27 protein-coding genes are annotated in these 24,798 nt (G+C 32.1%); 22 read left to right on the top strand and 5 right to left on the bottom strand.

The window, feature by feature from the left end; all coding sequences use genetic code 11:
* Positions 1 to 93 precede the first annotated feature (93 nt).
* From ACM55K_RS13820 to ACM55K_RS13795, 6 genes are all read left to right on the top strand, one after another.
* Positions 94 to 243 carry a hypothetical protein gene (locus tag ACM55K_RS13820; protein ID WP_416850859.1) on the top strand — a complete coding sequence of 50 codons (150 nt, stop codon included), beginning with the start codon at positions 94 to 96 and terminating at the stop codon, positions 241 to 243.
* 6 nt (positions 244 to 249) lie between these two features.
* Complete coding sequence (locus ACM55K_RS13815; protein WP_416850858.1) at positions 250 to 492, top strand: hypothetical protein; 243 nt, start codon at positions 250 to 252, stop codon at positions 490 to 492.
* 16 nt (positions 493 to 508) lie between these two features.
* Positions 509 to 892, top strand: coding sequence for a YchJ family protein (locus tag ACM55K_RS13810; RefSeq protein WP_416850857.1), 384 nt, complete (start codon positions 509 to 511; stop codon positions 890 to 892).
* A gap of 108 nt (positions 893 to 1,000) precedes the next feature.
* Positions 1,001 to 2,119: a vWA domain-containing protein gene (locus ACM55K_RS13805; protein WP_416850856.1), complete on the top strand. Its 1,119-nt coding sequence runs from the start codon at positions 1,001 to 1,003 to the stop codon at positions 2,117 to 2,119.
* Between the two features lie 37 nt (positions 2,120 to 2,156).
* A complete protein-coding gene (locus ACM55K_RS13800; protein WP_416850855.1) occupies positions 2,157 to 3,620 on the top strand; it encodes an AAA family ATPase in 1,464 nt (487 codons plus the stop codon).
* Positions 3,621 to 3,835: 215 nt separating this feature from the next.
* A complete protein-coding gene (locus ACM55K_RS13795; protein ID WP_416850854.1) occupies positions 3,836 to 4,429 on the top strand; it encodes a 2OG-Fe(II) oxygenase in 594 nt (197 codons plus the stop codon).
* 3 nt (positions 4,430 to 4,432) lie between these two features.
* Here the strand turns inward: ACM55K_RS13795 and ACM55K_RS13790 are convergent, their stop codons facing one another.
* Positions 4,433 to 4,993: a 2'-5' RNA ligase family protein gene (locus ACM55K_RS13790; RefSeq protein ID WP_416850853.1), complete on the bottom strand. Its 561-nt coding sequence runs from the start codon at positions 4,991 to 4,993 to the stop codon at positions 4,433 to 4,435.
* A 197-nt stretch (positions 4,994 to 5,190) separates the two neighbouring features.
* Here ACM55K_RS13790 and ACM55K_RS13785 point away from each other — a divergent pair, with 197 nt between their 5' ends.
* On the top strand, positions 5,191 to 6,045 hold the full coding sequence (locus ACM55K_RS13785; protein ID WP_416850852.1) for an EamA family transporter: 855 nt from the start codon (positions 5,191 to 5,193) through the stop codon (positions 6,043 to 6,045).
* 72 nt (positions 6,046 to 6,117) lie between these two features.
* On the opposite strand, the gene ACM55K_RS13780 is transcribed toward ACM55K_RS13785, so the two are convergent.
* Positions 6,118 to 7,260, bottom strand: a complete 1,143-nt coding sequence (locus ACM55K_RS13780; protein ID WP_416850851.1) for a saccharopine dehydrogenase family protein — start codon at positions 7,258 to 7,260, stop codon at positions 6,118 to 6,120.
* Positions 7,261 to 8,032: 772 nt separating this feature from the next.
* Here ACM55K_RS13780 and ACM55K_RS13775 point away from each other — a divergent pair.
* Positions 8,033 to 8,221 (top strand): NUDIX hydrolase, encoded by a 189-nt coding sequence (locus ACM55K_RS13775; protein ID WP_416850895.1) that lies wholly within the window; start codon positions 8,033 to 8,035, stop codon positions 8,219 to 8,221.
* A 56-nt stretch (positions 8,222 to 8,277) separates the two neighbouring features.
* Here ACM55K_RS13775 and ACM55K_RS13770 read toward each other — a convergent pair whose 3' ends face one another.
* Positions 8,278 to 8,952, bottom strand: a complete 675-nt coding sequence (locus ACM55K_RS13770) for a response regulator (protein ID WP_416850850.1) — start codon at positions 8,950 to 8,952, stop codon at positions 8,278 to 8,280.
* Positions 8,953 to 9,054: 102 nt separating this feature from the next.
* Here ACM55K_RS13770 and ACM55K_RS13765 point away from each other — a divergent pair, with 102 nt between their 5' ends.
* The gene (locus ACM55K_RS13765) at positions 9,055 to 9,297 is read left to right on the top strand and encodes a hypothetical protein (RefSeq protein WP_416850849.1); all 243 of its coding nucleotides are present in this window, start codon (positions 9,055 to 9,057) and stop codon (positions 9,295 to 9,297) included.
* Between the two features lie 109 nt (positions 9,298 to 9,406).
* Entirely contained in the window at positions 9,407 to 11,443 is a 2,037-nt protein-coding gene (locus ACM55K_RS13760) for a tetratricopeptide repeat-containing sensor histidine kinase (RefSeq protein ID WP_416850848.1), read from the top strand.
* Positions 11,444 to 11,569: 126 nt separating this feature from the next.
* Here ACM55K_RS13760 and ACM55K_RS13755 read toward each other — a convergent pair whose 3' ends face one another.
* Positions 11,570 to 11,995 carry a helix-turn-helix domain-containing protein gene (locus ACM55K_RS13755; protein ID WP_416850847.1) on the bottom strand — a complete coding sequence of 142 codons (426 nt, stop codon included), beginning with the start codon at positions 11,993 to 11,995 and terminating at the stop codon, positions 11,570 to 11,572.
* A gap of 1,383 nt (positions 11,996 to 13,378) precedes the next feature.
* On the opposite strand from ACM55K_RS13755, the gene ACM55K_RS13750 reads away from it, so the two are divergent.
* Both ACM55K_RS13750 and ACM55K_RS13745 read left to right on the top strand, forming a co-directional pair.
* Positions 13,379 to 13,618: a helix-turn-helix domain-containing protein gene (locus tag ACM55K_RS13750; protein ID WP_416850846.1), complete on the top strand. Its 240-nt coding sequence runs from the start codon at positions 13,379 to 13,381 to the stop codon at positions 13,616 to 13,618.
* A 160-nt stretch (positions 13,619 to 13,778) separates the two neighbouring features.
* Positions 13,779 to 13,988, top strand: a complete 210-nt coding sequence (locus tag ACM55K_RS13745; RefSeq protein WP_416850845.1) for a helix-turn-helix transcriptional regulator — start codon at positions 13,779 to 13,781, stop codon at positions 13,986 to 13,988.
* 109 nt (positions 13,989 to 14,097) lie between these two features.
* Here the strand turns inward: ACM55K_RS13745 and ACM55K_RS13740 are convergent, their stop codons facing one another.
* A complete protein-coding gene (locus ACM55K_RS13740) occupies positions 14,098 to 14,562 on the bottom strand; it encodes a UpxY family transcription antiterminator (RefSeq protein ID WP_416850844.1) in 465 nt (154 codons plus the stop codon).
* Positions 14,563 to 15,152: 590 nt separating this feature from the next.
* On the opposite strand from ACM55K_RS13740, the gene ACM55K_RS13735 reads away from it, so the two are divergent.
* The 10 genes from ACM55K_RS13735 (at position 15,153) to ACM55K_RS13690 (ending at position 24,796) form a co-directional block, all read left to right on the top strand.
* Positions 15,153 to 15,578: an adenylyltransferase/cytidyltransferase family protein gene (locus ACM55K_RS13735; RefSeq protein WP_416850843.1), complete on the top strand. Its 426-nt coding sequence runs from the start codon at positions 15,153 to 15,155 to the stop codon at positions 15,576 to 15,578.
* On the top strand, positions 15,578 to 16,582 hold the full coding sequence (locus ACM55K_RS13730) for a mannose-1-phosphate guanylyltransferase (protein ID WP_416850842.1): 1,005 nt from the start codon (positions 15,578 to 15,580) through the stop codon (positions 16,580 to 16,582). Before ACM55K_RS13735 ends, ACM55K_RS13730 begins: the two co-directional genes overlap by 1 nt.
* A 98-nt stretch (positions 16,583 to 16,680) precedes the next feature.
* A complete protein-coding gene (locus ACM55K_RS13725; protein ID WP_416850894.1) occupies positions 16,681 to 17,022 on the top strand; it encodes a phosphomannose isomerase type II C-terminal cupin domain in 342 nt (113 codons plus the stop codon).
* A 26-nt stretch (positions 17,023 to 17,048) separates the two neighbouring features.
* The gene (locus ACM55K_RS13720) at positions 17,049 to 17,999 is read left to right on the top strand and encodes a GDP-L-fucose synthase family protein (RefSeq protein WP_416850893.1); all 951 of its coding nucleotides are present in this window, start codon (positions 17,049 to 17,051) and stop codon (positions 17,997 to 17,999) included.
* Positions 18,000 to 18,097: 98 nt separating this feature from the next.
* Positions 18,098 to 19,222 carry a GDP-mannose 4,6-dehydratase gene (gmd, locus tag ACM55K_RS13715; protein WP_416850841.1) on the top strand — a complete coding sequence of 375 codons (1,125 nt, stop codon included), beginning with the start codon at positions 18,098 to 18,100 and terminating at the stop codon, positions 19,220 to 19,222.
* A gap of 69 nt (positions 19,223 to 19,291) precedes the next feature.
* Positions 19,292 to 20,704, top strand: coding sequence for a UDP-glucose 6-dehydrogenase (locus ACM55K_RS13710; protein WP_416850840.1), 1,413 nt, complete (start codon positions 19,292 to 19,294; stop codon positions 20,702 to 20,704).
* Positions 20,705 to 20,755: 51 nt separating this feature from the next.
* Positions 20,756 to 22,054 carry an MATE family efflux transporter gene (locus tag ACM55K_RS13705; protein WP_416850839.1) on the top strand — a complete coding sequence of 433 codons (1,299 nt, stop codon included), beginning with the start codon at positions 20,756 to 20,758 and terminating at the stop codon, positions 22,052 to 22,054.
* Between the two features lie 50 nt (positions 22,055 to 22,104).
* Positions 22,105 to 23,166 carry a glycosyltransferase family 4 protein gene (locus ACM55K_RS13700; protein ID WP_416850838.1) on the top strand — a complete coding sequence of 354 codons (1,062 nt, stop codon included), beginning with the start codon at positions 22,105 to 22,107 and terminating at the stop codon, positions 23,164 to 23,166.
* 53 nt (positions 23,167 to 23,219) lie between these two features.
* Entirely contained in the window at positions 23,220 to 23,780 is a 561-nt protein-coding gene (locus ACM55K_RS13695; RefSeq protein ID WP_416850837.1) for an acyltransferase, read from the top strand.
* A gap of 68 nt (positions 23,781 to 23,848) precedes the next feature.
* On the top strand, positions 23,849 to 24,796 hold the full coding sequence (locus ACM55K_RS13690) for an alpha-mannosyltransferase (RefSeq protein ID WP_416850836.1): 948 nt from the start codon (positions 23,849 to 23,851) through the stop codon (positions 24,794 to 24,796).
* The last annotated feature ends 2 nt before the right edge of the window (positions 24,797 to 24,798 follow it).

Genomic DNA, 24,798 nt, shown 5'->3' with positions numbered 1-24,798 from the left:
AAATTAAAAATAATTTGAATTTCAATAAATAACCCGAACTTTGCAGAAGTTCTTGAGTCAAATAATTGGTTTGATAATTTAAAAGAAAGTGTCATGAGTAGAAATAACGAGAGAAACATAAAAAAGCACAACGATAAGTTGCATAAAGCTCAGGATAAAGTAAAACAAGCTGAAATTTTTAGAAAGGAAAAACTAAAACAAATTACTAAAAAGTTCAATGAAGATAAGGCTTCAGAAAAATAATAAAAGATGGAAAACAATAAATTTGCAGAGTTGAAAAATGGTGTTCAGGACATAATTGATTTGATTGCCAATAAAAAGGCTAAAGAAGCTAACAATAAGTTAGTTGAAGTTAGTGAGGAACTTGATGAATTACTTGACTTTGCTGAAGAAGATGAAGATTTGATCGAAATTAGTAAGTATCAAGTATTATTGAATCAATTGCATCAAAAAATAATTACGCTTGACGGACAAGTAACAGATACAATTTAAAAGGTTTTTATAAAAAATGATTGAAAAAAAATGTCACTGCGGCTCCCGAAAAAACTTTCAGGACTGTTGTGAACCAATTATTAAAGGTATTCAAAAATCCCCAACTGCGGAAGCCTTAATGCGTTCCAGATATTCTGCTTATGTAACACATGAAGTTGATTATTTATTGGCAACTACGCATGTTTCTGAGAGAGAATACTATTCTAAAGCTGAAATTCTAAATTGGGCAACAAGTAATCAGTGGCTCCAATTAGAAATTATAAACGCTACTGAGAATACGGTTGAATTCAAAGCCTATTTTTTGGATAGTGAACTTCAAAATCAGATTCATCACGAACTTTCAACTTTCAAACTCGAAAATGGAAGTTGGTTTTACGTTGATGGAAAATTTTTTAATTAGTTTCCTCTTTTAATAAAAAGCTGCTTTTTTATGGTTTGAATGTTTTTAACTAAAAATTAATAAACGTTTGTCTAGACTACATTTTAAAATAATGTAATTTTAAAGTCTATGAAAAATGATAATAAAAAAGGATTTTATTTCAAGCAGTACGAAGCACCATTCCAGACTCCGTTTGATAAGCTCTTTGGTATTTTCAAAGAATTAATCGTACACACTTCGGGAGATTTCGATGAAGCAATCGATTGGCTACGGGAATTAGATAAAGAATATAAACTCACCGATGAACACTATACCATTGATGATTTTATCGAAGATTTAAAGAAAAAAGGCTACATCCGTGATGAACTCAAAGACGATGGAACTTCAGGAATTGGAATTACTGCCAAAACAGAGCGCGCCATTCGCCAACAGGCTTTAGACAACATTTTTGGAAATCTAAAACGATCGGGAAGTGGCAATCATAAAACCAAACATTCCGGAAACGGAGATGAGCACACCGGTGAATTTCGAGAATTTCATTTTGGTGATGGATTGGAACGAATCTCTTTGACCGAAAGCTTGCGTAACGCCCAAATCAATAATGGAGTAGCAGATTTTATGTTGACCGAAAATGATTTGGTTGTCGAAGAAACACAGTATAAATCCCAAATGAGTACGGTTTTGATGATTGACATCAGCCACAGTATGATTTTGTATGGTGAAGACCGAATTACGCCAGCAAAAAAAGTAGCGATGGCTCTTGCTGAATTGATTACAACACGTTACCCAAAAGATACTTTAGATATTTTGGTTTTTGGAAATGATGCCTGGACGATTGCAATCCGGGATTTGCCGTATTTAAAAGTGGGGCCTTATCACACCAATACGGTGGCAGGTTTACAACTTGCTATGGATATACTCCGTCGAAAACGAAATACCAATAAACAAATTTTCATGATAACAGATGGGAAACCAAGTTGTGTTCGGGAAAAAGACGGTTCCTATTATATGAACAGCAATGGACTCGACGAATATATTGTCGATAAATGCTACAATCAGGCACAACAAGCCCGAAAATTACACATTCCAATAACCACTTTTATGATTGCCAATGATCCGTATTTGCAGCAATTTGTAAATCGGTTTACCGAAGCCAATCAAGGAAAAGCATTTTATACCGGTTTGAAAGGACTTGGCGAAATGATTTTTGAAGATTATGAAACGAATCGTAAAAAAAGAATAAAATAAAGGACTAGAAAAAGATACAAAAAGACAATTCACAAACATGAAAATAGAAAATATAAAAACCCTCGGAGAATTAAAAAAATCAGGTTACATAAGCAAAAACATCAAGGATGAATTGCGTTCCAATCTTAGAGAAAAAATAAAATCAGGAATAGCTACTTTTGAAGGCGTTCACGGATTTGAGAATACCGTAATTCCAGAATTAGAACGCGCTATTTTATCGCGTCACAATATCAATTTATTGGGTCTTCGCGGTCAAGCCAAAACGAGACTGGCGCGCAAAATGATTGAATTGCTTGACGAATACATTCCATTTGTGACTGGTTCCGAAATTAATGATGATCCTTTGAAACCGATTTCTCGTTTTGCCAAAAATATAATTGAAATTGATGGAGATGAAACTCCAATTTCGTGGTTGCATAGAAGCGACCGTTTCTTCGAAAAACTTGCTACGCCAGATGTTACCGTTGCTGATTTGATTGGAGATGTCGATCCTATTAAAGCAGCCAATTTAAAACTGTCCTATGCAGATGATCGTGTGATACATTTTGGGATGATTCCAAGAGCGAATCGTTGTATTTTTGTCATCAACGAATTGCCTGATTTACAGGCTCGAATTCAGGTAGCGTTATTTAATATTCTACAGGAAGGCGATATTCAAATTCGTGGTTTTAAGTTGCGAATGCCACTCGATATGCAATTTGTTTTCACTGCAAATCCTGAAGATTATACCAATCGAGGAAGTATTGTAACGCCATTAAAAGATAGAATTGGTTCCCAAATCTTAACGCATTATCCGGAAACTATTAAAATTGCTAGAACCATTACAGAACAGGAAGCAAAATTGGATACAGTACAAAGCGATATGGTTTACGTGCCTTCTTTGGCTAGGGATTTATTGGAACAAATCAGTTTTGAAGCAAGAGAAAGCGAATATATTGATAATAAAAGTGGTGTGAGTGCCAGATTGAGTATTACTGCTTTGGAGAATTTATTAAGTACAGCAGAAAGAAGAGCATTGAAGTCTGGAGAAGATAAAACAACTTTACGTCTGTCCGATTTCATGGGAATTATTCCTGCTATTACCGGAAAAGTCGAATTAGTTTATGAAGGAGAGCAGGAGGGAGCAGCCGTTGTGGCGCAACATTTATTAGGTGATGCGATTCATACTTTTTTTCCTGCCTATTTTCCAAAAATTGAAAAACTAGAAAAGCAAGACGAGAAAACGCCTTATACCGATATAATCGAATGGTTTTTTGCCGAAAGTGGTTTTGAATTATTGGATGATTGTTCCGATGAAGAATATGAAAGAATCCTGGGCAGTATTGTCCCGCTTGAAGTTTTAATCAAGAAATACCAACCGCAACTGCAAAAAGAAGATAAATTTTTTATGAAAGAATTTATACTTTGGGGATTGGTAGAATACAAAAAACTGAGCAAAGACCGTTTCTCTGAGGGGTATCAGTTCAAGGATATTTACGGAAGTTTCATCAGTAAATTATAAATAACATACTATTTATTAAACCATAAAAGACATTTAAGGAATTATAAGTTTCTTAAATGTCATATATGGTTAAAATCACGTTTTCTTTTTGATTTTTTAATTTCAAAGAAGAAGATTTTGTGTTATAATTTTTTATTTATTTCATAATGAGACGCTAACAGTTTTATTTAGTCTACCTTGTCACGTTGGCAGTATTTGCAGTCAATAAAAAAGACATGGAAAATAGCTTTGAGGATTTAATTGCCTCTTATATTGAAAATAAAGTTGGGATATCCGAACATTTTTTGAGTGCCGACTTGGCTAATAATTTAAAACAAAATTTACTTACTTTGAATCAGGACAGCCTATTGATGGCTGCAGGAATTGGGAATTCTGAGAAACTTTCTTATGATGGTGCAATACGAGGTGATTCTATTTATTGGCTTGACAAAAAACACAACAATGCATTCGAAAATGAATTCTTTGCTCAAATTGAAGCATTTATTCTTTATCTAAACCAAAGTTGTTATGCCGGAATAACAGGTTATGAATTTCATTATTCGTTGTATGAATCGGGTGACTTTTATTTGAAACATTTGGATCAGTTCAAGAATAATCCAAGCCGAAAATACTCCATGATTAGTTATTTAAATAGCAATTGGCAAGAAAGTGACGGTGGTGAATTGCTGATTCATCAATTGGATAATAATCAGAAAATTTCGCCCACTCAAGGGAAAACTGTTTTCTTCAAGAGTGATGAATTAGTTCATGAAGTTTTGGTTACCCAAAATACCAGAATGAGTATTACAGGATGGTTGAAGAGTGATTAATTCCTAAAAAAGTGTTCCTTGTATGCCCTCTGGTTGTGAATTGTTATTGAATTTAAAGGTATCGGTTACAATAAACTGTTTTATAGTGTCATCAAATCTTCGTAAAACAATACTGTCACACAAAAAATGGATGTCTATTGAGGTAAATAAAGTTTTAGCTCTTTCGAGATTTTCCGGAGTTAATCTTCGTGCAATGGAAAGATGTGGATCATTACTTTTTTTCATATTTTGAATATGAAGTGATTCCTGAATTCGTTTCATTATGGGTTTCAAAATACTTTTAGAATCTTTATGGGGCGAAATAAAAAAGGCGCCATTTGGATAGGAGCTGAATTCATTTAAACATACTTCAACCGGATTTAAAGTGTCACACAATCGATCCAGTTGATTTCTAAAGATTTCAATTTGTTTATCAGTTGCTTTGAATTCACAAATGGTAATATGGCCAATAGAATTTTTACTATGAAACCAGCCTACTTCATTGGCCAATTGTTCTTTCATCGATTTAACCAATGAAACAATAGCTTCCGAAGGGTATATCGCAACAGAATAATCCTTTTCCATAATTTTAATGATTTATGCAAAAGTAAAGAAATAGCTATTGGAAGCTTTTGAAGATTTTATAAATCTAGAGCGTGCCTTTTTTTTTAATAGATATTTTTTTAGTTTACAAATAGGATTTTTATTAAAGCTTTTCTTTGCTTTAATAAAAAGACAATGTAGAAACATAAAATAGTAGTTTTACAGTCAAAATATTGTCTATGTTATTTCTAATTCTAAGCATCATATGCAGTGTAACTGTTGGTGTACTATTTAAATTTTCACGTAAGTATGATGTAAGTAATACACAAATCGTTGCTGCAAATTATGTATTTGCTCTTATTCTTTGTTATTTGTTCTTTAGTCCAGATCTTAATGATGTTGGAATTTCGGCACCTTGGGGTATTTATATAACTATTGGTATTTTGTTGCCGTCTATATTTCTTTTTCTGGCTGCATCCATAAAACATATGGGTATCGTGAAAACGGATGCTGCTCAACGACTTTCGTTGTTTATTCCTATTTTGGCAGCTTGGCTACTCTTCAAAGAAGATTTTAATATGTTAAAAATTGCTGCGCTTGTGGTTGGTTTTCCGGCATTATTGCTCATTCTCGCTAAACCTTCTCAAAACACCGAAAATAAATGGATTTACCCAGCAGTAGTTTTACTTGGCTTTGGAGTTATAGATATTCTTTTTAAACAAATTGCCCTTTATACAAATTTGCCATATACCACTTCATTATTTATTGTTTTTGGAATCGCGCTGCTAATTATGGTTGCGACTGTTATTTATGAAGTAGCATTCAGTAAAGTATCATTAAATATCAAAAATATTCTTTTTGGTGGTTTGGTTGGTATTTTCAACTTTGGAAATATTCTTTTCTATCTGAAAGCACATCAAGCATTTGTTCAAAATCCGTCAACTGTTTTTGGAGGGATGAATATGGGCGTAATTATTGTTGGTAGCCTTGTTGGTATTTTAATTTTTAAGGAAAAATTGACCAAAATGAATTTTGCAGGTCTTTTTTTAGCTTTGATAGCAATAATTTTAATAGTAATCTCACAGACAATTTAAAGATGCCCAAACGATATGTTTTCATTAACTAATTAAGAAATGAAGATGTTTCATTGCTTTTAGTAACTGTCTTTACATCTTGCCGTAAACACGTACGATATAATTTCCGTTTAAAAATTGTTTTGGATCAATTTGGCTTTGCAAGACAACTCCGCTATGAGGGGTTTCGAGCAACAATTGGGCTGCTTGTACTAATGGTGCTGCCGTAGTGGTTTGGATGGCTCTCAATTGATGTTTCCCTACTTTTTGCGGAAGTATGCATTTTGCAATCTCTTTTCTACGCAACATTCCAGCTGCATCTTTGCCTTCTATCGCTGCATATAAAACAATTTTGTCATCTTCAATATGAGGAATTATAGCTTCCATTTTTTCTTGAAGGCTTTTAATTGCGTTAGGTGAATTTCCTAAATTAGCAAGTTGTTCTTGGACCCAAGCATAATGACCTGGATGTCGCAAGGTTTTGTAGTCAAGTGAACGTACTTTTCCTAATAATGCGTCAGGTAGATCCGCTGCACCACCAGAGGTTAGATCGTCTTCGTAAGCAATGCCATCAATAATGATAGCTGCTCTTTCCGATAATGATGGTAGTGTAGTTTTTTTAAAATCCCTTAAGACGATGGTTTCTTTCAGATATTCTGTAGCTACTCCCACCGGACTCCAAGTAAATCCGTAATAATGTGGAGCAACAGCATGATTGGTCAGAGCACCAACTTTCATTTCCAGCTTATCTACCTTATCTATTTCAAAGTCAGTACAAAACTGTTGAAAAAGTCCATTGGCTAACAAGTCGATGTAGCCGGGAGCCAGACCAGTTTGAAGCACAAAACCAGTTTTGGCGTCTTTTGCCAAAGCCATTATTTCTTCGGTTTCTGAAACATATTCTGTGAGGTTGGCGTAATGCAGATTAAAATCTTTGGCGAATTGGGCTATCCTAGGTGCTTGGCTACCCGGAAGACAGTCTAGAATAATATCTCCTTGATGCAAGATTGCTTTCATTTCATCCGTTATACCTTTTTCAGCAAGGTGGAAATCCTTAATGAAACAGGATTTTGTTGTTCCTTCTTGAATCCAATGTGCTACTTTTTTTGCTTTTGAATGGGTTCTGTCACCAATAAAAAGAGTAGGAGCTACTTCACTCCATTCCATCAATAACAAACCAACAGCTTCGGCAATTCCACCGGCTCCAGCTATAACAATATTGTGATGTTTTTTCATATATTAAAGGTACTATTTTTTCTTGATTTAGGATAGTAATTTGTTGATTATGCAAACCGGATTCCTGTCAAGGATAGTAACGAAAAGGCCCCTTCCTCCTGCGGACTTGTACTAATAAGAGGATTTGTAGTCCTCTTTTTTTGTTAGTTTGTCCCGTACTAAAATAAAGCTTGTCAAAATGGGAGCATTTATTATTTTTATACACTTTAAAGGAAATAGGCATTCTATTGTATTCGTTTTTATAAAGAAGTACTAGTTATAAATTGTTTTTTACTTCGTAACCAGCTTGTAAGACGTACTTCTGCTATTATTTCCGGTGCAATAATGCCTTTATTCATTAAATTTTGAATGAGTCATTAAAAACTGTAGAACAATTATACTTTGCGATTATGATTTTGAATTTCCAAATGATATGCTACAAGCAATAGATCGTTTTGAACGCTAAGCAGAAAAAAATTAGGATAGAATTATTTAAAGCAATTTTATAATATTCAAGAGAACTGGTAATAGAGCATGGATTGTAAAATTACCGTCATAACAGTAAAAAATTGAATTATATTTGTTTATTTAAGCATTTAGGTTTATTGAAAATTTTCAGCACGGGACTTAATAATGTTGCAAGCGAGACTCTAAGTAATAATAAATTTTAAAAATGAAGTTAAACAAAAGTGCTGGAATACTTTTATATAAAAGAGCCCATGGTCAATTGTTTGTCTTGCTGGTACATCCCGGTGGTCCTTTGGGGAAGAGCAAGGATTCGGGTCATTAGTCTATACCAAAGGGAGAATTTAGTGAAGATGAAAATGCATTTGATGCCGCTATCAGAGAATTTGAGGAAGAAATAGGTGCTCGTTTAGATGGCTATTTTATAAAACTTTCTGCTGTAAAATTTAAACCAGGTAGGGGTCTTATTTTGCAATTACTAGGGAAGAAGGAACCCTCAATAAGACCAGTGCATTGAAAGAAAAATATCAAGTAAATCTATAACAAACAATTGTATTGGATGTTTGCGTAAAATTATAATAATCCTAATTTTTTAGCTTTATCTATTAGATCCCAATCACTGCCTTTTCCCATTAATAGCTGCTCTTTTATATTTGCTTTTCTTTTTTCTATAGCACTCATAGAAAGAGGAATATAGTCAGGAAGATTAACAGTTTTAACTCCTTGTGCAATTAGAATTAGAATCTGACTATCATGTTTATCCCAATTTATATCTTTTTTAAACAATTCTCTCTGAGATTCTAGTATAGTAGGGCTTCGGTATATATCTCCATTCATAATTTTTTTACAAATAATAGGGAATAATTCAAAGTTAATATCACTTTTAGAAACAAAACCTTCTGGGTTTATCTCTTTAATGATTTTATCTACAGTAAGGGGTTCACTGTGCATTGTAAGAAGAATAATTTTACAATTTTTATAATTTTTTCTTAGTAGCGAAGCTAGGTTAACACCATTTTCAATATTAAGCTCTTTACAAGGAGGAAGACTAATATCTAATAATGCCAAATCAATATTTGTATTTTGCTTTAGATGAAAAGATATTTGGTTGTAGGCATCTTGACAATTATAACTTTTTATAAAATTGGGAATATTTTTTTGAAATTGGTTATCTGATAAAAGGTTACTATAGCTATCAACTGTCATAGGGTGGTCATCAACTATCAAAATATTAAGGGGCTTATTCATCTTTGTTGGATTTCGTGCAAAATTAATTAAATATTACGGTTATACCGTAATATTTAAAGACAGTAAAGTTGTTTTTTTGTGATTAACCCAAATTTAATTTTTATGAAAAGCAAATTGTACATAGCGGGAATTGTTTCCCTTTCTTTTTTAACTTATTCGTGCTCCAGTGATGATGAGAGTTATGACGTTCAAGAGGTTAAAACTAAGAATTTTGAAATCACACCTCAGGCTGTTTTGAATGCAAAAACCATTGATTCCACTACAGTGAAATCAGGCCCGAAAATAAGTACTACAAGGGTAAGTGAGGAAGACGGTGATCCAAGCATTATCATACCACCAAGATAGTATTAAGTTCTACTTAATTGAAACAAAAGTACCATATGATTTATTTGTAAATCATATGGTATTCTTATTTCAAAATACTACATTTGAAATTATAAAATAATAATGCATTTTGAGTACCACTATTAAAATAATCTGTTTACTTCTACTATCCTTTTTTTTTTCATGCCAAAAGAATGAATCGGATGTCTCTGCAAAAAACGATACTGCTTTATTTGACAAAACTTACTTAGATGGTTTAGGAAAAAATAAAAAAGAGAAATACTTAGATTCAATAATTGATTTATTAAAATCTAAAGAAAATGATTCCATTGTTAGAGAGGTCTATTTAAATGTCGCGACGGAATATTATTATACCAATAATTTAGAAAAATCTTTATCTTCCAGTTTAAGAGCTTTAAAACTATCAAAACAGGCTAACGATAGTGTCAGAATTCCAAAAGCCCTATTTTATGTAGGCGATTGTTATCGAAACTCAAAAAGTGACAGTGCTTATTTTTACTATTTACAAGCAGAAAAATTATATTATAAAATTCACGATTATGATAATATAGGCAGAATGTTATTCAATAAAGCCTATGTTTTATTTTATGACGGAAATTATGTAGAATGTGAAGTTGAAATTTCTAAAGCATTACAGTATTTAAAAAAATCTACCAATTACCGCCTGATTTATTCTTGTAATTCGTTAATGGGAAATTGTTTAGAGAAATTGGTTAATTATGATGAAGCCTTACGTTATCATGAATTAGCCTTACGTAGTTTAGAAAAAATGAAAATTAAGGGAGAAGATAAAGATGTAGTAAATATTTACAACGTAAGTTCTGTTATTAATATATGCAATTTATACGATTTAAAAGGGGAGTTTTCTAAGTCCATAGAAAAACTACAAAACTTACTTTCAAAAGATTTAAGAAAGAAATCACCTGGCCTATATGCTAATGTTTTAAGTAATTTGGCTTATTCTAAGATGAAAAACGGGGATTATAAAAATATTGAATCCATGTTTTTTGAATCCTTAAGAATTGTCGATAGTATAGGGGTTGAGTCTGATATTTTGTATAAAAAAATACACATAGGTGAATATTTTTTAACTCAGAAGGATACAGTAAAATCAATTCAAAGTTTAAAAGAAGCGAATAAATTAGCCGTTAAAATTAAGAACAGTAATGAAATTTTAGCTTCATTAAAATTGTTATCCGAATTAGATAAGAAAAATAGGTTGTTTTATGCAAATGAATATATTAAAGTAAGTGACAGCATTAATGGAGTTCAAAAAAATGCTCATAATAAGTATGCCAGAATTGAATATGAAACTTCAAGAATAGAGGATGAAAATAAAGTTTTGACAAAAGAGAACTTCTATATTTTAATTGTTTCGTTTGGGTTAGTTTTAATGCTGATATTAATTATTGTTTTAAGATATTTAAAATATAGAAATAAAGAGTTGCAGTTTTTTAAGAAACAGCAAAGAGCTAATGATGAAATATACCAACTATTGACAGAGCAACATAAAAAAATTGATCTTGCAAAAGAGAGTGAGAAGCGCAGAATAGCTAAAGAATTACATGATGGTGTAATGAATAAAATTTATGGTGTTCGAATGAATTTAGGTTTCTTTAATTCTTTGATAGACGAGAAAACAATTGAAAAAAGAAAAGTATATATTTCTGAATTACAGAATATTGAGAGTGAGATTAGAATGATAGCACATGACTTAAGTCGAGGCTCTTTTTTTGAAGGGAATGATTTTAATGTACTATTGTCAAGTTTAATAGAAAATCAAAAAGAGTTCACTAAGACCCAGTTTAAATATGTAAATGATGGAATGTTTGAATGGACCACTGTTGAAAATATATATAAGATCAATTTATACCGTATCATTCAGGAGGCTATTTTAAATATTAATAAATATGCAAATGCAAAGAAATGTGAAGTAATAATTCAGAGAAAGGATGACGATATTTTACAACTTAGTATTACTGATGACGGAGCAGGATTTGATATGAAAAGTAAAAAAGGCGGTATTGGATTAACTAATATGAAAGAAAGAGCAAATTCTTTAAAAGGCCAATTTAACATTGAATCAAAAATTGGAGAAGGAACAAAAATTGAAGTTGTTTTTAATCTTCAGACACTATCTTATTAAATATTCAAAAAGGAGTGAAGCTGGTAAAAAGTTCACGTCTTCGTGAGCTTTAAATATTTGCGAACAGATAGTGCCATTATATTAACTAATAATAGCAAATGTACTAATTGTAAATAGTTGTAACAATTATGATTCTCCTTTTTTGAGCTCCTCAATAAAAAAGGAGGTTGACATCTCAGCTCTAGCAAGAAAAGCATTTGCAAACCTTTGCGTACTACTAAAACCAGCTTCTTCAGCTAATGCCATGTTAGTATAATTCCTTATTCTTTTATCTTGTTTTAATAGCAAAATTATATAGTCTACTTTAAGATCATTAATATACTTTGTAAATTTTTTTTCTCTGTAATGGTAGATTATCTGTGACAGATATTTACTATTAGAATCAAAAGCTGCTGTAAGTTTTGCCAATGATAAATCTTTTTTCAGAAATTTTTTATCCTTTTCAAATTTTTCCAATTGTTTCAAAACAGACGCAACAGTGTCTTTATTTATGTCTAATACTCTTTTGTTTATATTTTTGACTTCAACTTTAGTAACCTCATTTTTTTTCATAAGATCCTCAAACTTTTGTCTGTACATATTCTTGTTTCTAATATGTCTATAGGTAAGGAACAATATAGAGAAAAATAATAAAGCGATTACAGTTATAAAAATGAAATCATTATGTTTTCTTCTATCAAGAAGGGTTTTTAATATTGTTTCTTTCCAAAAGGAGTTCTTTAGTATCATATTCTTTATGATTTCTACCGGATAAATATTGGTATTTATTATTTAAAATACTGTCCGTTTTAAGTAATTTTCTGATGCAGTGACGTTGGGCTTTCAGATTATGATGGGTCTTATAATACCTTATTATCAATTCGTAGTTCTCATGAAGATCAGGTGAATGTAACTTTTAGCATCAAAAATTCCATCTGCTCTCCGATGCAGAAAATAAAGGCCCTTATTTACTGGGGTTTACAAAACTTGAAGTACAAATAAAGTACTGATTTTAAAAAAAATAACACTAAATAACACAAATTTTTATCCATTATTTCAAGTGGAACGCCGAATTTAGTCGATTTGTAGAATATCTTTTTTAAGAACACATAAACCCAGTGGTTAAAGCAAATTTATAAAATTATAGTTATATTTTTATAAAAATAGTCACAACATATTGTTTATCAAGACTAAAATAAAATCCTTTACACCATCACGCATAGGTTCATTATCTATTGATTGATAAGATTTTAAAGTAATTACACTGCAAAATCTTAGTAAATTATAGCAAAGGTTCTATTATCTTGATTTCCAGGACTCCAAAAATCCATCCAAGCTGAAGTTGGTTTGAAAAAAAATAGAAAATTATTTTTCTGGAGAAAATAAACATCACAATCGACTTTGTAAATATCTGTAAATCATTTAATTATATTTTAAAAAATCCGTTAGTGCATACGTGAATTTTGAAACTAATTATAAAAATAATGCAACAAAATAAAGAAATAGTTAGCGCAACTTTGTATTATAATTTTACTAAAATGAAATTAAAAAACTGTCAGAGTTTTTAATAAGGGTAAAGGTACAAATAGTAAAACTAAGTCTGATTAAGATGAATTAGCAGAATAATAAATTATTAATTGATTCTTTTAATAAAGAATTTATTTGATTATTTGAATTTACTCCTGCTTATTTTTATTAACTTTATTAATGGTAAATGAGTTTGATATTATATGTATTAAAAAATAGCTATTTTATTGTAAATCAACTAATTAGCGTGTTTAAAAAATTGAATTTAATTCCTGAATTAAGTCAAATTGTCCTTATACGGGAGTAAATAACACTTTTAATATTTCAAATTTATTACTATAGTTTTACTTTTATCTTGTTAAAATTAATGTTAGGGCGTTTTAGTATATTAAAATTAAATCTCAATATTAATTGTTTAAATCTTTTGTTATGATTAAGTCCAATGTATATATAAACATTAGAAAGATAAGAGAATTGAAAAATTTAACGAGAGAATATGTAGCTGAAGAATTGAAAATGAGTATGAGCGGATACGGTAAAATTGAACGAGGTGAGGTTGATTTAACTGTATCTAAATTGATTGAAATTTCTAAGGTTTTAGATGTCTCGATAGAATTTATATTCAAATTTGATGTTTCTATTTTTTTTAATGATACTAAAGGACAATAAAGCTAAATAAATTTTTACAAAATAAATGCACAATTAATTAAATTATGATACTCTATGTAATGATTATATAATACGAAATGTTCTCTTTTTTTACTGAATACTCCCCAAATGAGCCTACATGATTTTATGGATTTTAAACATTAATTTAAAAAACAAAATTATGGCTGTAAAAAACATCTATATTAATATTAAAGAATGCCGTGAGCAAAAAAATCATAGCACAGATTATGTGGCTATACAAATGGAAATGACTGTTAAAACATATCTAGAAATTGAAAAGGGAAGTGTAGACTTAAAATTATCAAAGCTAGATAGGTTGGTCAAAATTTTGGGTGTCAAAAAAAGCGAAATATTTAAATTAGAGTATTAATTATTTCACTTTTTTTGAATCCTAAAATTGATGTACTACTGCTAATTTTTATTAAAAAAAGAGTTTTAATGAAGGATTTTTTCTTCATTAAAACTCTTTTTACTTGTATTTATATTTTTACTTTTAAAACATATCCTAAAGATTCTAAAATTAAAATATAATGCGTTTTTGTAATGTCTTTTACAAAAGCATTTTGTTCACAAAAAGGTCCAGAATGTAACTTTATTTTATCTCCAATTTGGTACTGCATAACCGAAATCTCCGTGGCAGTATCTCCAATTGTGAGCCATTCCTTAATAGTCTCAATTTCTTTGTCTTTTACAATAGCATGTTTTCCTAACCAAAATAAATACCTCTCAACACCAGGTGACAGGAATACCATATTTCTATCTTTTTCAGCTATTTGCACAAAGATATAATGGTTAAATAAAGGTACTTCTACCTTTTTTTTCCTATCAGATCTTTGCACTATTTTTTGAATCATGGGACAATAACAGTTTACCCCAAGCCGCGTTAATTGTTCAGCTGCTCTTTTTTCCCATTTGGGTTTTGTGTATACTACGTACCATTTCATTGTCTTTATTTTTTTAAATTTAGAATTATCTACTTTTAGATATTAGAAATAATACTAGACTAGTTCTTAGTTTTTGTAATTGTAAAACTAAAATTTCTATTATCGTTAGGTTGTATTTAGATTTTTGATTATTAGTTAATTGTGTTTTTAAAAATCAAGATTTTCTATTATTTACTAACTAAGTTTTAGGATGATAAATTTAACTTCTATCCTTTCCGTTTACTTGTTGTTAATATGTTTTTTTATCCTGATTAAGGATTTCTAGCAACTAAAATCTCGTTTTTAAACTTCATTCCTAAGTTAATTTTGTTCTTGTTATCAGTAGTTAATTCAATGGTAATATTGATTTTATTTTTTGGAGTTTTTGTTTCCGAGATTTAACTCAATTGGTAGAAGTTAAAAATGCTGATTTTTAATTGATACAACATTAATTTTTTCTTTTTTGAGTAGTTATAATGTAACTATTCACGGGGAACCCTTATTCAATTCTTAAAAAAAAACATTGAAACCAAGAAAACGGTTCACAATATTTTTCAAAAATAAATTTACATTACCAAAAAACGATTTTTTAATTTTAAAACATTAAACAGATGAAAATTGGAATAACCTTTAGTGCTTTTGATTTGTTACATGCAGGGCACGTTAAAATGCTTGAAGAAGCTAAACTAAATTGTGATTATTTAATTGTTGGTTTACAGACGGATCCTACTCTAGACCGCCCAACAAAAAATAAACCTACCCAAACTGTTGTAGAACGCTATATACAATTAAAGGCCTGTAGGTTTGTTGATGAAATAGTCCCTTATGCAACTGAGCAAGATTTAGAAGATATTTTGAAGTCTTTTACCATTGATTTGCGAATCGTAGGTGATGAATATAAAGAAAGAGATTTTACTGGGCGAACTTATTGTGAGGAAAAGGGAATCGAGCTCTATTTTAATACCAGAGACCATCGTTTTTCGAGTACTAGCCTGCGTCAGGAAGTGTATCAAAAAGAACTTTTAAACACACACTAATGGTAATTAGTAACGATATAACTCATGTAGTTTTAACAGGCGGAATTGGTAGTAGATTGTGGCCTCTTTCCAGAAAAAGTCAACCTAAACAATATCTTGAGCTTTTTGATGGGCAGTCACTTTTTGAAAAAACAGTGGCTCGTAATGAAAATGTTTCCAATAAAACGATAGTGGTTGGAAATATTGAAAATTACAAAATGAGTAATACCATTATGTTAAAATTCAATAAACCATTTACTCATATTGTAGAAGCTATTCCGCGTAATACTGCTGCTGCAATTGCTTTTGCCGCATTTGCATCAAAACCGGAAGATGTTTTATTGATTACGCCATCCGATCATATTATAGAAGGGAACGATTTGTACGATACTGCTTTAAAACAAGCGATCGCATTAGCTAATCAAGATTATTTGGTGACTTTTGGCATAAAACCCACTAAACCAGAAACAGGATATGGCTATATTGAATTTGATGATGAAAATGTAATTGCTTTTCATGAAAAACCGAATTTAGAAACGGCAACAACCTACCTGGAAAACGGAAATTATTTTTGGAACAGCGGACTTTTTTGTTTTAAATCAGGTGCTTTTTTAACAGAATTAGAAAAACAAGAGCCAGAAGTTTATACCACTTCAAAATTGGCTTGGGAAGCCAATAAAAATGGTTTTCTAGACTACGAATTGTCACTCAAAATTCCTTCCATCAGTGTCGATTTTGCGGTAATGGAACGAAGTACTAATATTAAAGTTGTTCCTACCCATTTTGATTGGTCTGATTTAGGTTCGTTTGAATCGGTTTATGATTACTTGGTTCATAAAGGGCATCCCACTGATGTCTCTGGGAATATTGTAATAGGTACCGCTATTCACACCTCTTTTGTAGGTCTCGAAAATTGTTTGTTAATTCATACTGATGATGCCTTATTGGTCTTGCAAAAAGAAAATTCACAAGAGGTAAAACAGGTATATCAGCAATTAGAGTTATTAGAATCCCCTTTATTATAATTAAGGTTTTTCTAAACGATAATAATATAAAAAAGAGTTATTTAATTCTATAAACGTTACAATAAAAATAACAGATAAAAACCTTTAATATGATTCAAATAGAACATGATAACAGACCTTGGGGAGAATATTGGGTGTTAGAAGATGCTAAAACCCATAAAGTTAAAAGAATTCAAGTAAATTCAGGAGGCAGATTGTCCTACCAATACCACTTCCATAGATCAGAAGTTTGGACTGTTGTATCGGGTATTGCTCGTATTACACTAGATGGAACAATAAAAGATTATTCGGTTGGTGAAACGGCTATAATTCCACAAGGGATGCATCATAGAGTTGAAAATCCTTTTGACGAACCATTACTATTTATTGAAGTGCAACACGGAACCTATTTTGGTGAAGATGATATTGTTCGAATAGAAGACGATTACCAAAGAGCATAATAGCTATTTATTATACGAATCTCATGATAGATAAAAACTCAAAAATATACATAGCAGGTCACAATGGAATGGTAGGAAGTGCCATTTGGAGAACCTTGACTACAAAAGGCTATACTAATCTAATTGGAGCATCTAGCAAAGAGTTGGATTTGAGAAAACAAAAAGAAGTGAGTGATTTTATCCAAAAAACAAAACCAGACGTCATTATTGATGCTGCTGCTAAAGTGGGAGGTATCTTGGCGAACAAAAATTTTCCGTATCAATTCCTAATGGAAAATATGCAAATACAAAATAACCTTATCGATGTAGCCCACCGTTCGGGTGTTGAGAAGTTTATTTTTTTAGGAAGCTCTTGTATTTATCCCAAATTAGCGCCACAGCCATTAAAGGAAGAGTATTTGCTAACAGCTGCTTTAGAACCCACTAACGAATGGTATGCTTTGGCAAAAATCACTGGTGTAAAAGCCTGTGAAGCCATACGCAAGCAATTTGAAAAAGACTTTGTGAGTTTGATGCCAACTAATTTATACGGTACGCATGATAATTTTGATTTGAACAGTTCTCATGTTTTGCCCGCTATGATTCGTAAATTTCATGAAGCAAAACAAAATAATAATGCCGTAGTAGTCCTTTGGGGAACTGGTACACCCATGCGAGAATTTCTATTTGTAGATGATATGGCGGCGGCAGTAGTTTTTGCTTTAGAAAACCAACTTCCTGATTATTTGTATAATGTAGGAACAGGGGAAGATTTAACCATCAAGGAATTAGCTGCTACAGTCCAAAAAATTGTTGGGCATTCTGGGGAGATTATCTGGGATGACACCAAACCTGATGGAACTCCACGAAAATTAATGGATGTTTCCAAAATGAACAACATCGGATGGAAACATCAGGTGAATTTAGAAGAAGGAATTCAAAAAACCTATAATTGGTTTTTAGAAAATATCAAAAATTTTAAACAAATTAGTTATTAATAGTTTTCACTTGCAGTACCCTCCAAAGTTCTTTAGAGTAAGACTTCATAAATTTTGCGACTTTGCGCCACAATGCCTTTGTGCCTTATAATTACAACATGAATCCATTAAAAAAAACTGCCTTCATTACGGGAGTAACAGGACAAGACGGAGCCTATCTAAGTGAATTTTTATTAAAAAAAGGCTATATCGTACACGGATTAAAAAGACGTTCTTCTTCATTTAATACGGATCGAATTGATCATTTGTATCAAGACCCTCACGTAGAAAATAGGAACTTCATTTTACATTATGGTGATATGACTGATAGTACCAATTTGACTCGTTTAATTAAAGAAATTCAACCTGATGAAATTTATAATTTAGCAGCTATGAGTCATGTAGCAGTTTCATTTGAAACTCCAGAATATACAGGAAATGCTGATGGATTAGGAACCTTACGACTTTTGGAAGCTGTTCGTTTCTTGGGATTAGAAAAAAAGACTCGTATTTATCAAGCATCAACTTCTGAGTTGTATGGTAAAGTACAAGAAGTACCCCAATCAGAAACAACTCCTTTTTATCCACGCTCGCCTTATGCAGTAGCCAAGATGTACGCCTTTTGGATTACCGTAAATTACAGGGAAGCCTATGGGATGTATGCTTGTAACGGAATTTTATTCAATCATGAATCACCCATTCGTGGAGAAACTTTTGTAACTCGCAAGATTACTAGAGCGACTTCAAGGATTGCCTTGGGATTGCAAGACAAATTGTACTTAGGAAATCTGGATGCGAAACGAGACTGGGGCCATGCCAAAGATTATGTGCGTATGATGTGGATGATTTTGCAAGCTGATGAACCCGAAGATTGGGTAATTGCCACAGGAATAACAACTCCAGTTCGTGAATTTGTACGCATGAGTTTTGCCGAAGTAGGTATTGAATTAGAATTTAAAGGTGAAAGTGTAGAGGAGAAAGGCTTTGTAAAATCTTGCAGTAACCCTAATTATCAAGTTCCAATAGGTAAAGAAGTATTAGCAGTGGATCCAAAATATTTTAGACCTACAGAAGTAGATTTGCTAATAGGTGATCCCACAAAAGCCAAAACTAAACTGGGCTGGGAATGTCGATACGATTTAGCAGCATTGGTTAAAGACATGATGCAATCTGATTTAAACCTCATGAGGAAAGACCAATATTTGAAAGAGGGAGGTTATACTACCTTGAATTATTTCGAGTAGCTGATAAAAGGAAATAGTTAAAAAATAACTGCAACATAAAATTTTCTGCCTCATAAAAAAATTATTAAAATGAAAATCAAAAATATTTGCTGTTTAGGTGCTGGCTACGTAGGTGGTCCAACAATGTCTGTTATAGCCTTGAAATGTCCAGAAATTAAAGTGACTGTAGTCGATTTAAATGAAGCGCGCATTGCGGCGTGGAATGAAGAAAATTTAGATAAACTACCCGTTTATGAGCCTGGGCTAGCTGAAGTGGTTCGTGAGGCAAGAGGACGTAATTTGTTTTTTTCTACTGAAGTGGAAAGTGCAATTGACGCTGCGGACATGATTTTTATAGCAGTAAACACTCCTACTAAAACCTATGGTGAAGGGAAAGGAATGGCCGCAGATCTCAAATTTGTTGAGTTATGTGCCAGACAAATAGCCAGAATAGCCAAAAACGATAAAATTATAGTCGAAAAATCAACACTTCCAGTACGAACAGCCGAAACTTTGCAGACTATTTTAGACCGAACAGGGAACGGGGTCAAATTTGAAGTACTTTCCAATCCCGAGTTTTTGGCCGAAGGAACAGCCATCAATGATTTATTTAATGCAGACCGTGTTCTAATTGGAGGAAAACAAACTGAAAGTGGTCAAAAAGCGATTCAATCCTTGGTTGATATTTATGCGCATTGGTTATCACCAAAACAGATTTTAACCACGAATGTATGGTCTTCTGAATTGTCAAAATTAACGGCCAACGCCTTTTTAGCACAGAGAATCTCTTCGATTAATGCATTATCTGCTTTGTGTGAAGTCACTGAAGCCGATGTTGATGAAGTTGCCAATGCCATTGGAACCGACAGTCGAATAGGCCCCAAGTTTCTTAAAGCCTCGGTAGGTTTTGGAGGATCTTGTTTTCAAAAAGATATTTTAAACTTGGTGTATTTATGTCGTTATTTTAATTTGCCAGAAGTGGCTAATTATTGGGAGCAGGTAATTATCCTGAACGATTATCAAAAATATCGTTTTGCAAAGAATATTATTAGTTCTCTTTTTAATACCGTTAGCGGAAAAAAAATAACCTTTTTAGGTTGGGCTTTTAAAAAAGACACCAACGATACTCGGGAATCGGCAGCCATTTATGTAGCGGAACACCTAATTGAAGATGGTGCGGAAATCCATGTATATGATCCCAAAGTTTCTGAGGCAAAAATTATAGCCGATATGTGCTATTTATGGGAATTGAACGGACTTACAGAGCAGAAAATTGCATCCAAAATAAAACAAATTTTTGTGTATCAATCTCCAATGGAAGCTCTCGATCAAGCGCATGCAATTGCTGTTTTGACCGAATGGGACGAATTTAAAACTTACGATTGGAATGCCATTTATATCAATATGTACAAACCTGCTTTTGTATTCGATGGTCGTAATATTCTAGATGTGGAAAAATTAAATGCCATTGGTTTTGAGGTTAAAGGAATTGGTAAAGGCTAAGCCTTTCCATTGCGAAAAAAATCTATTTTTTAACTGTATTAATTCTATTTCTTGAAAGATACTTTGATAAAACTCAAACAACATCCCAAGTATGATACGGTCGTTAGTTGGGGTAAATTAATTTCTATTACAGGAAGTGCCCAAATTATTGTACAGGCTGTTGGATTTGCTTGCGGGATTCTCATCATTCGCTTGTTACCCGTTCAGGAATATGCCTTTTATACTCTGGCCAATACGATGTTAGGTACAATGACGGTATTAGCTGATAGCGGAATCTCTACTGGAGTCATGGCGCAAGGGGGAAAGGTATGGCAGGACAAAGAAAAATTGGGTGCCGTTTTAGCGACAGGTATAGATTTAAGGAAAAAATTCGGTTTTGTGAGTTTGGTGGTTTCTGTGCCTATTTTGTGTTATCTTTTAATCCACAATGGAGCAAGTATTGTAACGACCTTGCTTATAGCATTAGCCTTGATTCCTGCTTTTTATGCTGCCTTGTCAGATTCATTGTTGGAAATAGTGCCCAAATTGCATCAGACGATACTTCCCTTGCAGAAAAATCAAGTAAGCGTTGGTTTAGGCCGCTTATTATTAACGGGATTGACAATGTTTGTATTTCCTTGGGCATTTATAGCCATTTTGGCGGCAGGTTTGCCTCGTATTTGGGGTAATGTTCAATTGAGCAAAATAGGTTATGACTTTGCCGACGAGAATCAGCAACCCGATAAGGAAATCCGTGCCGAGATTTTAACTTTGGTAAAGCGGATCATGCCAACGTCTATTTATTATTGCGTATCGGGACAAATTACCATTTGGTTAATTTCTGTTTTTGGCAATACTAATTCCATAGCACAATTGGGAGCTTTGGGGAGATTAAACATGTTGCTTTCACTATTTAGTGTTATAATCACTACTTTGATCATTCCTCGTTTTGCTAAACTAACATCTGATAAATATCTTTTATTACAACGCTTTATCCAAATAATGGGAATATTAGTTATTCTATTAAGTGCAGTAGTTGTGATAGTTTATTTATTTCCAACTCCAATCCTCTGGCTCCTTGGCGATGCATATAAAGGATTGCCCTTCGAGTTGTTTTTGAGTGTTATGGGAAGTTGCATAGGATTAATGACCGGAATAGTTTTTTCATTATACAATTGCAGAGGTTGGGCATTTAATCCTATTATTGGAATACCACTTGGTGCATTAGGGATTATTTTAGGAGCATTATTTTTTAAATTAACTACTCTTTTAGGCGCATTGTATTATAACCTTTTTTTAGCAGCTTATTCATTCCTGGTTAATGTTGGATTTGCTTTTTATAGTCTGCATAACTTGAAAAAAAATAATTGAAATGTTTTCCCTGTTTCAAATCGGATAAATAAATAATTAAGTAAAAAAATATGAAATTAAATATACTGAGCAATAAAATAGGTTGGTTTGGGAAATTCTCCGGTTATGAATGTCTAACAGAATATTTTCCTAAGGGTGTAAGTTTGCAGATTACAAGTTCAAAAAAACATTTTTTCAGTAAGGCTTTTGGCAAATTAATTCAAAAATACAGGAAATGGAATGGAATAAGTACTTCAGAAATTTTTGCGGAATTTAGTTTTATCAACAAGATGTCTTATAGGAGTATGTCCCATATCCTTTACTTGGAAAGTCACCTTCATATTCTGTATTTAATACAAAAAAAGAAGAAAAAATTAGTAGCTACTATTCATTTACCGATAAGCCAATGGAGCGAAGAAAGGCTTCAGAAATTAACTTATTTAGATAATGCCATCCTTTTATATGAAGAAGAGACAGACGAATTTGGTAAATATATATCTCCAGAAAAAATTCATATTATAAAACATGGGATAGATATTGATTTTTTTAAACCGGGTGATCCAACTTTGGTTAAAAAGAATAAAGTTTTGTTTGTTGGCCATTTTCTACGTGATTTTGAAATGTTTATGAAAGTCTATTATTTGCTTTTAGATAGTGATTTTGGAAAAAAACTAGAGTTTCATTTTATCATACCAGTAGCATTTAGAAAAATCGCTGCGTTGGCTACTATTGTTAACTCAAAAACGGTATTTTTTCACGGAGGTTTAAGTGATGAAGAACTACTGGAATTTTACCAAACCAGTTATTTAATGTTGATGCCAATGATTGATTCTGGCGCCAATACTGCAATTGTACAAGCCATTGCGACAGGATTGCCCATTATAACCACAGACATAGGAGGAATAAGATCTTATGGAGGAGGAGAAGTATTTGAGGTGATTAAAAGAGATGACTTTGAAGCCATGACAGCCCTTTTTACAAAATATTATAATGATTCCGATTTTAGAAATAGTGTTGCCCTAAAACAACGGAATTTTGCATTGGAACAGTTGGATTGGAATGTCGTTGCAAAACAGCACTTAACTGTTTATAAAACAATTCTAGGAGAATTGAAAGAAAAAATTGTTTCTTAAATAATAATGATGTTTGTAGTTTTTTAGAATTGTATATCAATATATGCCAACTTATGAATCCAACCACAATAGGATTGTTCTTCAATAAATTAAATTATTTTTCAAATAAATTTAGAATTATATTTTTTAAAATTAAGGGGCTTCAAGTTAAAAAAGGAACTCGTATAGGAAAGATTTCATGTGAATGGCTAAATAATTTATTCGTTGGAAGTGATTGTGATATTCAAAATAATGTTGATTTTCGGATTGGTTCTCCTTTTAATAAAGAGTGTAATATAACTATTGGAGACAGAGTATTTATTGGTCGTTGTTGTGAGTTTGTATGTAGTACAAAAATAAAAATAGGTAACGACTGTTTTATAGCCAGTAACACCACTATCAATGATACAGGCCATGAATATGCAAAACATATTAAAATAAAAGATCAACCAATAACTACTGCAAAAATAACCATTGAAGATGATGTTTGGATTGGAACATCTTCGGTTATATTACAAGGAATTACAATAGGTAAAGGTGCTATAATCGGAGCTGGATCAGTAGTAAATAAATCAATACCAGAATATGAGATTGGGGCAGGGGTACCCGCACGTTTTATAAAAAAAAGAATATAAAACATGAATTCAGCAATTTGGACTTTAATAGGAAGGTCATTACCACCACAGTTTACAAAAGTAATAAAATGAAAAAAGGCATTGTTTTAGTGGCAAATTTAAAAAGCCAATTGCACAGTGAAAATTTAATTTATTCCATTCGGAAAAGTGCTTGTAGTTTACCTATTCGATTGATTCACTTTGGGGGAGAACCAGTAAATTCTAAATACATCCTAGATGAGGTTGAATTTTTAACTGTAGATGATTTTTCTGAAGAAGCAAAAGCTTTTGTAAATAATTTAAAAAGTGTTCTAACGGATTGTCCAATGGGGTATTTATACCGTTTTTTAGCTTGGTTTTCAGATTGGGATGAATTTATTTATTCAGATAACGATATTGTTGCTTTGATGAATTGGGAACGTTTGTTTGAGTTTACAAAAGGATTTGACTTGGTTCATGCCGATAAAGAGTACACCACTATTGGAATTTATAATTATTTGCAACCTCAAAAAGTAGATGAAATTTTTGGGAAGGATAGTTTAAAATCAGCAATTACAGCGGGACACATGCTGGTGAAAAAAAATTCAAAAATGATTAACGATATGAATGCCGCCGTAAATTGGTTTAATCAAAATCCTGAAATCCCCATAAAACATGACCAAGCCTTAATACACATTGCAGCTTTGCTGGGAGACTGGAAGCTGCTTAATTTATGCAAGCCCCCACACAATTGGTTGAGCACTTGGTCAGGAGATTATAAAAATAGTTTGGATTTAATTCAGACTCTTCAAGGATGTGAAGAACGAACTTCAGCACCTACCGAGAAAGTAACCATAAGCCATTTACATTATTCAGGCAGAGGAAGATTAGGTTGCGAACCAATTGATGAATTAATATTTTCAAATCAAACGAATAGCAATCGAAAGTGGCTTCTTTTTAAAATACACTATGCTGATTTATTCCATATAACTTATATAAGGGAACAAATTAAGCGAGTCAAAAGATACTTAAATCGTAAAATGGCAACCAATAAATAAAA

It is taken from the genome of Flavobacterium arabinosi, from assembly GCF_048158725.1.
GTDB classification, from domain to species: domain Bacteria; phylum Bacteroidota; class Bacteroidia; order Flavobacteriales; family Flavobacteriaceae; genus Flavobacterium; species Flavobacterium arabinosi.
The sequence above is the reverse complement of the archived record's forward strand: the minus strand, read 5'-3'. Positions and strand labels throughout refer to the sequence as shown.

What these genes read in the sequence shown, in the direction of transcription:
- ACM55K_RS13730 (WP_416850842.1), top strand. Translation starts at nt 15,578, where the DNA reads ATGGTAATTAGTAACGATATAACTCATGTAGTTTTAACAGGCGGAATT.
- ACM55K_RS13770 (WP_416850850.1), bottom strand. Translation starts at nt 8,952, where the DNA reads ATGAATAAGCCCCTTAATATTTTGATAGTTGATGACCACCCTATGACA.
- ACM55K_RS13745 (WP_416850845.1), top strand. Translation starts at nt 13,779, where the DNA reads ATGGCTGTAAAAAACATCTATATTAATATTAAAGAATGCCGTGAGCAA.
- ACM55K_RS13765 (WP_416850849.1), top strand. Translation starts at nt 9,055, where the DNA reads ATGAAAAGCAAATTGTACATAGCGGGAATTGTTTCCCTTTCTTTTTTA.
- ACM55K_RS13735 (WP_416850843.1), top strand. Translation starts at nt 15,153, where the DNA reads ATGAAAATTGGAATAACCTTTAGTGCTTTTGATTTGTTACATGCAGGG.
- gmd (WP_416850841.1), top strand. Translation starts at nt 18,098, where the DNA reads ATGAATCCATTAAAAAAAACTGCCTTCATTACGGGAGTAACAGGACAA.
- ACM55K_RS13810 (WP_416850857.1), top strand. Translation starts at nt 509, where the DNA reads ATGATTGAAAAAAAATGTCACTGCGGCTCCCGAAAAAACTTTCAGGAC.
- ACM55K_RS13740 (WP_416850844.1), bottom strand. Translation starts at nt 14,562, where the DNA reads ATGAAATGGTACGTAGTATACACAAAACCCAAATGGGAAAAAAGAGCA.
- ACM55K_RS13700 (WP_416850838.1), top strand. Translation starts at nt 22,105, where the DNA reads ATGAAATTAAATATACTGAGCAATAAAATAGGTTGGTTTGGGAAATTC.
- ACM55K_RS13820 (WP_416850859.1), top strand. Translation starts at nt 94, where the DNA reads ATGAGTAGAAATAACGAGAGAAACATAAAAAAGCACAACGATAAGTTG.
- ACM55K_RS13780 (WP_416850851.1), bottom strand. Translation starts at nt 7,260, where the DNA reads ATGAAAAAACATCACAATATTGTTATAGCTGGAGCCGGTGGAATTGCC.
- ACM55K_RS13795 (WP_416850854.1), top strand. Translation starts at nt 3,836, where the DNA reads ATGGAAAATAGCTTTGAGGATTTAATTGCCTCTTATATTGAAAATAAA.
- ACM55K_RS13750 (WP_416850846.1), top strand. Translation starts at nt 13,379, where the DNA reads ATGATTAAGTCCAATGTATATATAAACATTAGAAAGATAAGAGAATTG.
- ACM55K_RS13800 (WP_416850855.1), top strand. Translation starts at nt 2,157, where the DNA reads ATGAAAATAGAAAATATAAAAACCCTCGGAGAATTAAAAAAATCAGGT.
- ACM55K_RS13755 (WP_416850847.1), bottom strand. Translation starts at nt 11,995, where the DNA reads ATGAAAAAAAATGAGGTTACTAAAGTTGAAGTCAAAAATATAAACAAA.
- ACM55K_RS13790 (WP_416850853.1), bottom strand. Translation starts at nt 4,993, where the DNA reads ATGGAAAAGGATTATTCTGTTGCGATATACCCTTCGGAAGCTATTGTT.
- ACM55K_RS13785 (WP_416850852.1), top strand. Translation starts at nt 5,191, where the DNA reads ATGTTATTTCTAATTCTAAGCATCATATGCAGTGTAACTGTTGGTGTA.
- ACM55K_RS13695 (WP_416850837.1), top strand. Translation starts at nt 23,220, where the DNA reads ATGAATCCAACCACAATAGGATTGTTCTTCAATAAATTAAATTATTTT.
- ACM55K_RS13710 (WP_416850840.1), top strand. Translation starts at nt 19,292, where the DNA reads ATGAAAATCAAAAATATTTGCTGTTTAGGTGCTGGCTACGTAGGTGGT.
- ACM55K_RS13815 (WP_416850858.1), top strand. Translation starts at nt 250, where the DNA reads ATGGAAAACAATAAATTTGCAGAGTTGAAAAATGGTGTTCAGGACATA.
- ACM55K_RS13690 (WP_416850836.1), top strand. Translation starts at nt 23,849, where the DNA reads ATGAAAAAAGGCATTGTTTTAGTGGCAAATTTAAAAAGCCAATTGCAC.
- ACM55K_RS13805 (WP_416850856.1), top strand. Translation starts at nt 1,001, where the DNA reads ATGAAAAATGATAATAAAAAAGGATTTTATTTCAAGCAGTACGAAGCA.